The organism is Streptomyces tricolor (assembly GCF_002155905.1).
Lineage (GTDB): Bacteria > Actinomycetota > Actinomycetes > Streptomycetales > Streptomycetaceae > Streptomyces > Streptomyces tricolor.
On record NZ_MUMF01000371.1, the window covers coordinates 1 to 5,503 of the forward strand.

Consider the following 5,503-nt stretch of genomic DNA (forward strand, 5'->3'; position numbering starts at 1 on the left):
CGGGGTCCAGCGGCAGGTAGGCGCCGCCGGCCAGGAGGACGGCGAGCAGGGAGACGGCCAGGTGTGCCGAGCGGTCCTGGCACACGCCGACGACCGTGCCGGGTGCCACGCCCTGCTCGCCGAGGTGGCGGGCGAGCCGGCGGGCCCGGTCGAGGAGTTCCCGGTAGGTGAGGGACGTGGTGTCGTCGGTGACGGCCACGGCGTCCGGGGTGCGGGCGGCCCGGGCGGCGACCAGCTCGTGCAGCCGGGTGTCCAGGTCGTACTCGCGCCGCTCGGGCGCACCCGCGGCGAGCACCGCCCGGCGTTCGGCGTCGTCGGTCAGCGGCAGCCGCCCGACGGGCCGTTCGGGGTCGGTGAGGGCCGCCCGGAGCAGGGTGAGCAGCCGGCGGGTGTGGGCGGCGGGGGCACCGGCGGAGTGCCGCTCGGGGTTGGCGTCGGTGTGCAGCCGCACCCGGGTGCCGCGGGCGTCGGAGAAGAAGTCGAAGCGCAGGTCGTCCACGGGTCCGGAGGACAGGTGGTGCGCGGTGCTCGGCAGGCCCGCGAAGGACACCTCGGCGTCGAAGGTCACCACGTTGACGGTGGTGCCGGCGAGCTGCTCGCGGCGGCCCTCGGGAAACAGCTCGCGGTGCAGCTGCTCGCCGCGGAAGCGCTGGTGGCGCAGGGCGTTGCCGAGTTCCCGGGACACCTCGGCGGCCACCTCGGCGAAGGAGGCGGTGCGCGGGGCGGCGATCCGGACCGGGAGTTCGTTGGCGAACATGGCCGGGGTGCCGATGGCCGCGCCGGAGGGGCGGGCGGGCAGCGGCACCCGCAGCAGGGTCTCCGTGCCGCCGGTGAGCCTGCTCTGGTAGACGGCGACGGCCGCGACGAGCAGGGCGGAGGGCCGTACGCCGAGCCGCCGGGCGGTGTCCCGCAGCAGTGCGGCGTCGGCGCCTTCGAGGTCGGTGACCCGGCGCAGCAGTCCGCCCGCGGCGCCGGTGTGCTGGTCGCCCAGGCTGACCGGGGCGGGCCGGTCGGCGAACCGGTCCAGCCAGTAGGCGCGGTCGCGGGCGTGGGCGGCCGAGTCCGGGTAGGCCGCGTCCTCGGCGACCAGGTCGCGCAGCGGGACCGTGCGTACGGCGGGGGGTTCGGCGCCGGCGGTGAGCGCGGTGTACACCGCGGCGATGCGCCGAACGTGGACCGTGTGGCCGAGGCCGTCCATGACCACGTGGTGGTAGCGCAGGTACAGCAGCCAGGAGTCGGCGGACTCCTTGACGAGCACGTGCCGGACGAGCGGTCCGCGGGTGAGGTCCACCGGGCGGGACAGGTCGGCGCGCATCCACTCCTCGGCGGCGGCCCGGGGGTCCGCGCCGGCCGACAGGTCGAGCACGTCCAGGGGGCTGGTTTCGGCCACCGGCCGCACGGTCTGGCCGGGTCCGCCGTCGTCGTCCAGCCGTACCCGCAGCGCCTCGGCCTCGGCGAGCGCGATCCGCACCGCACGGCCGAGCAGCCCGGCGTCCACCGGGCCGTGGATCTCCAGGTAGCTGGCGCAGTTGTAGCGCGGATTCGCCGGATTCAGCCGCTGCGCGGCCCATACGCCTTCCTGTGCGGCGGTCAGCGGCAGACGGATGCCCCGGTCGGCGTCTGGCATGTCGATGTGACTCTCCCCCGTAGTGACCCCGTAGGGATCGCTTCCCGGCCCGACGGTGGCACTCCGCGGACCGTTCAAAGCTGTCAAACCCTCTGGAAATCAGCCACTACTTGTTCGAGTAGTTGACTTCCTCTCAAAGCGTGGGGTATAGCGCCGCACCATGGGTTTTTCTTTACCCGCGTCGGTTAATGTCGATCGCGCGGCGCATGGCATCGTGACTGGTGAGCGCGGTCAGCGCCGACAGCTGTAACAGGCACATACGGGGGCGAGAAGTGAATCTGTACGGCCGTACCCATGAACAGTGGGTAATACGCCAACGCTTACACCGAATACGCCACGGGCGCAGCAATCTGATCCTGCTGCAAGGCCCGAAGGGTTACGGAAAGACCGCTTTGGTCAACCGTATTTCGGACACCGCACGACAGGTCGGGTTCGAGGTGATAGGCGGTCCCGCCGCACAGCACAAGAGGCTGCTGCTGACGGCTTCCCTCATGGCCGCGACCACCGGTTTCGAGCCATTTTCCGGGACGGCCGAAGAGAGTTCCGCGGCGCACGGGCCGGATCTCCTCGACGAGGTGCTCGGGGCCGGCCGGCCGGCCCCGCACGGCGCCGCGGCCCGGCCCGTCCTCGTCGCGCTGGACGAGGTCGCCTGGGACGATCCCGATGTGCTGGCCGCGCTGCGCGCGCTGCCCGCGGCACGCTCCGCCCGCCGGGTGCTGTGGCTGCTGTCCGGCACCGGCGGACCGGCCGCGCACGCGCCGCACCGACGCCCGGACACGATCGAGGTGACGCTGGGTCCGCTGCACCGCCGGGACGCCCTGCGGATGGCCGCGGACCGGCTCGGCGGCACCCCGGACGCCTCGGTGGAGCGCCTGATCACGGCGTGCGGCGGCCATCCCGGCCTGCTGACGGCCGCCCTCGCGGCGCTGACCGACGAGGGCGGGTACCGGGTGTGCGGCGGTGTCGCGAGCCTCGCGGCGGCGACGCCGCCCCAGCGGGTGGTGGCCACGCTGCTGACCGCCGACCCGCGCCTGTCCGCACGGACCCGGGACCTGCTCCAGGCGGTGGCGGCACGGCAGTTGCCGCCGCGGATGAGCGAGCTGACCCATCTGCCCGACGGCCGGGCGGTGTCCGTGCTGGGCGCCGTGCGCGAGGCCGTGGAGGCCGGGGTGCTCGTCCTGGACGGCGACCGGCTGCGGTTCCGGCACCCGCTGCTGTACGAGGCCGCGGCCCTGCTGCGGCACGAGCCGCCGGCGGGCGACGCGGAGGGCGGGGTGCTGAGCCCCACCGAGGAGGCCATCACCCGCCTCGTCGCCGCCGGATTGACCAATCGTCAGATCGCCTCGCGCGTCAACCTCTCCCCCCACACGGTCAATTTCCACCTCCGGAAGATCTTCCAGAAGCTCGGTGTCTGCTCGCGCGTCGAACTGGTGGGGACCCGTCTCCACCTGCTCGGCCCGGAATTCGACGCCGACCTGACGCCCCCCACCCACGAGAGCAGGCCAGCACATGCAGGATGACAAGTCCGTCTCCCTCACCGAGCGGGACGAGACGACGGACACCGCGCCGGCCGGCGCGCCGGCCACCGGTGACGACGGCCCTCCGCCGCTCCCGCCCGCCCGGGTCAAGGCCATGGTCCTGGTGGCGATGGCCGCGACGTTCATGGCGATGATGGACTCCTACATCGTCAACGTCGCCATCCCGTCCATCCGTTCCGACCTCGGCGCCTCGGTCTCCGCCGCCGAGATGACGGTCGGCGGCTACATCCTGGTGTACGGGCTGTTCCTGGTCACCGGCGGCCGGCTCGGCGACATCCTGGGCTACAAGCGGATGTTCCTCGCCGGCCTCGGGCTGTTCACGGTCGCCTCGCTGCTGTGCGGCGTGGCACCCGGCCCCGAGGCGCTGATCGTCTTCCGGTGCGTGCAGGGCCTGTCCGCGGCGCTGTTCTTCCCGCAGATCCTGTCCATCATCCAGACCTCCTTCGAGGGCGCCCAGCGGGACAAGGCGCTCGCGCTGTTCGGCGTCACCATCGGCCTCGCCGCGATCACCGGCCAGCTGATCGGCGGCGTGCTGGTCCACCTGGACCTGTTCGGCTGGGGCTGGCGCCCGATCTTCCTGGTGAACCTGCCGCTGGGCCTGGCCGCCATCGCCGGTGCCGCGCTGACCATGCCCGGCTTCCGGGGCACCCAGCGGCCCCGGCTGGACCTGCCGGGCGTCGCCCTGCTCACACTGGCCCTGCTGCTGCTCTCGTTCCCGCTGGCGGAGGGCCGTACGGCCGGCTGGCCCGTGTGGTGCTTCGTGATGATGGTGCTGTCCGTGCCGTGCTTCGTGGCGTTCGGCTGGTGGCAGCGCCAGCTCGCCGCGGCCGGCGGGCAGCCCCTGGTCAACCCGCCGCTGCTGCGGCTGGGCGCCTACCGCTCGGGCAACGCGCTGTTCCTGGCGTTCTTCGCCTGCAACGCCGGCCTCTTCTTCGTGCTCGCCGTCCAGTTGCAGAGCGGGCTCGGCTACTCCGCCCTGGAGTCCGGCCTGCTGTTCGCCCCGCTCGGCATCGCGTTCACCGGGACGTCCCTGGCCCTGCCGAAGATCATGCCGCGGCTCGGTCTGCACGTCCTGACCGCCGGGTACGGCCTCAACGCGCTCGGCTACCTCCTCCTGCTGATCACCGCGCTGGCCGCGGGCGACTCACTGTCCGGTCCGGTGCTCATCCCCGCGCTCGTCGTCATCGGCGTGGGCCAGGGCCTCGGCGTCAGCCCCCTGCTCGGCGCCGCGCTGACCGGAGTACCGCCGCGGGAGGCCGGCAGCGCGGCCGGCGTGCTGGAGACGGTGGGCCAGCTGGGCATGTCCGTGGGCATCACCCTGGTCGGCCTGGTCTACTTCAGCACCCTCGGCGACGCGGGCTCCCGGCACGCCTACACCCACGCGTTCACCGTGACGCTGATCCTCAACCTGGTCCTGTCCCTGATCGCCCTGGCGTTCGTCCCGCCGCTGCGGAGGGCGGCGGCCGCGGCGACGGCCTGACGCGGCGACGACCCGACCACCGGCCCACTGGAGTTTCGGAACGGGCGGCGGTCGGCGGCGGGCCGACGTCCCGTGACCACCATCGCGCCACGCGGTGACACGGACGCCGGCCCGCTCGTTCGTCAGCACATGAACCTCGGCGAACTCCTCCTCACATCGGCCGCCGGCACGACGTCGCCCGGCACCTTCGATCACCACCACGTCCAGGCCGCCTCCGACCGCTGGGCACGGAAGCGCGGCGGGCTGAGGGACGGCGAGCATGTACCCGTTCTCCGCGCGCGGGCCGGGTCCCCCCACGGATATCCGCGCCGTTGGGGAAGGTACGCGATCCTCTACTGCACCCACTGCCGCAGAAATCACCACCACGGCGCCCTCGACTGGCTCCGCCCGGGCGATCTCGTCGACCGCCACGCCCACTGCGGAGACACCCCCGAGGGCTACGGCCGCACCGGCTATCTCCTGCTGATCCAGAAGTTCCCGTCAGTCCGAACCTACCGCGGGACCTGCTCCGCTCCCCCGTCGTCCCCGGGGTACCGGAGGGACGCTACGAGCGCCGCGAAGGGGGATGGCGGCTGCTTGACTGACCGCGTGCCCCCATCCCTGGTTCCCGATCCCGCCGACACCGACGCGTGGAACGCGTACCTCGCGGAGGGCAACGCCAAGCAGGCCCGCAAGCGCGTGGCGGCCGATGTGCTGCTGCGGGACCCGTCCGGCCGTGTGCTGCTGGTGAACCGTGAGCTGATGGAGGAACTCGGCATACGCGTCACGCTGCTCGGGCTGCTGGTGGTGGACTGGGTGGCCCCGCACGGCCCCTGGGACGATCAGCTCGCGTAGGGGACAGACGAGTCGGGCTGTACG

The 5,503-nt window shown here is 72.9% G+C and carries 3 protein-coding genes and 1 pseudogene; 3 read left to right on the top strand and 1 reads right to left on the bottom strand.

The genetic code is table 11. The features are described from left to right. On the bottom strand, positions 1 to 1,627 hold a 1,627-nt coding region (locus tag CCN44_RS25470; protein WP_143649960.1), incomplete at its 3' end, for a condensation domain-containing protein. 272 nt (positions 1,628 to 1,899) lie between these two features. On the opposite strand from CCN44_RS25470, the gene CCN44_RS25475 reads away from it, so the two are divergent. The 3 genes and pseudogenes from CCN44_RS25475 to CCN44_RS25485 form a co-directional block, all read left to right on the top strand. Then, on the top strand, positions 1,900 to 3,147 hold the full coding sequence (locus CCN44_RS25475) for a helix-turn-helix transcriptional regulator (RefSeq protein WP_158103146.1): 1,248 nt from the start codon (positions 1,900 to 1,902) through the stop codon (positions 3,145 to 3,147). Beyond that, positions 3,137 to 4,645, top strand: a complete 1,509-nt coding sequence (locus CCN44_RS25480) for an MFS transporter (RefSeq protein WP_237481963.1) — start codon at positions 3,137 to 3,139, stop codon at positions 4,643 to 4,645. Before CCN44_RS25475 ends, CCN44_RS25480 begins: the two co-directional genes overlap by 11 nt. A gap of 600 nt (positions 4,646 to 5,245) precedes the next feature. Further along, positions 5,246 to 5,476: pseudogene (locus CCN44_RS25485) on the top strand (NUDIX hydrolase); the annotation flags it as partial. Positions 5,477 to 5,503 lie beyond the last annotated feature (27 nt).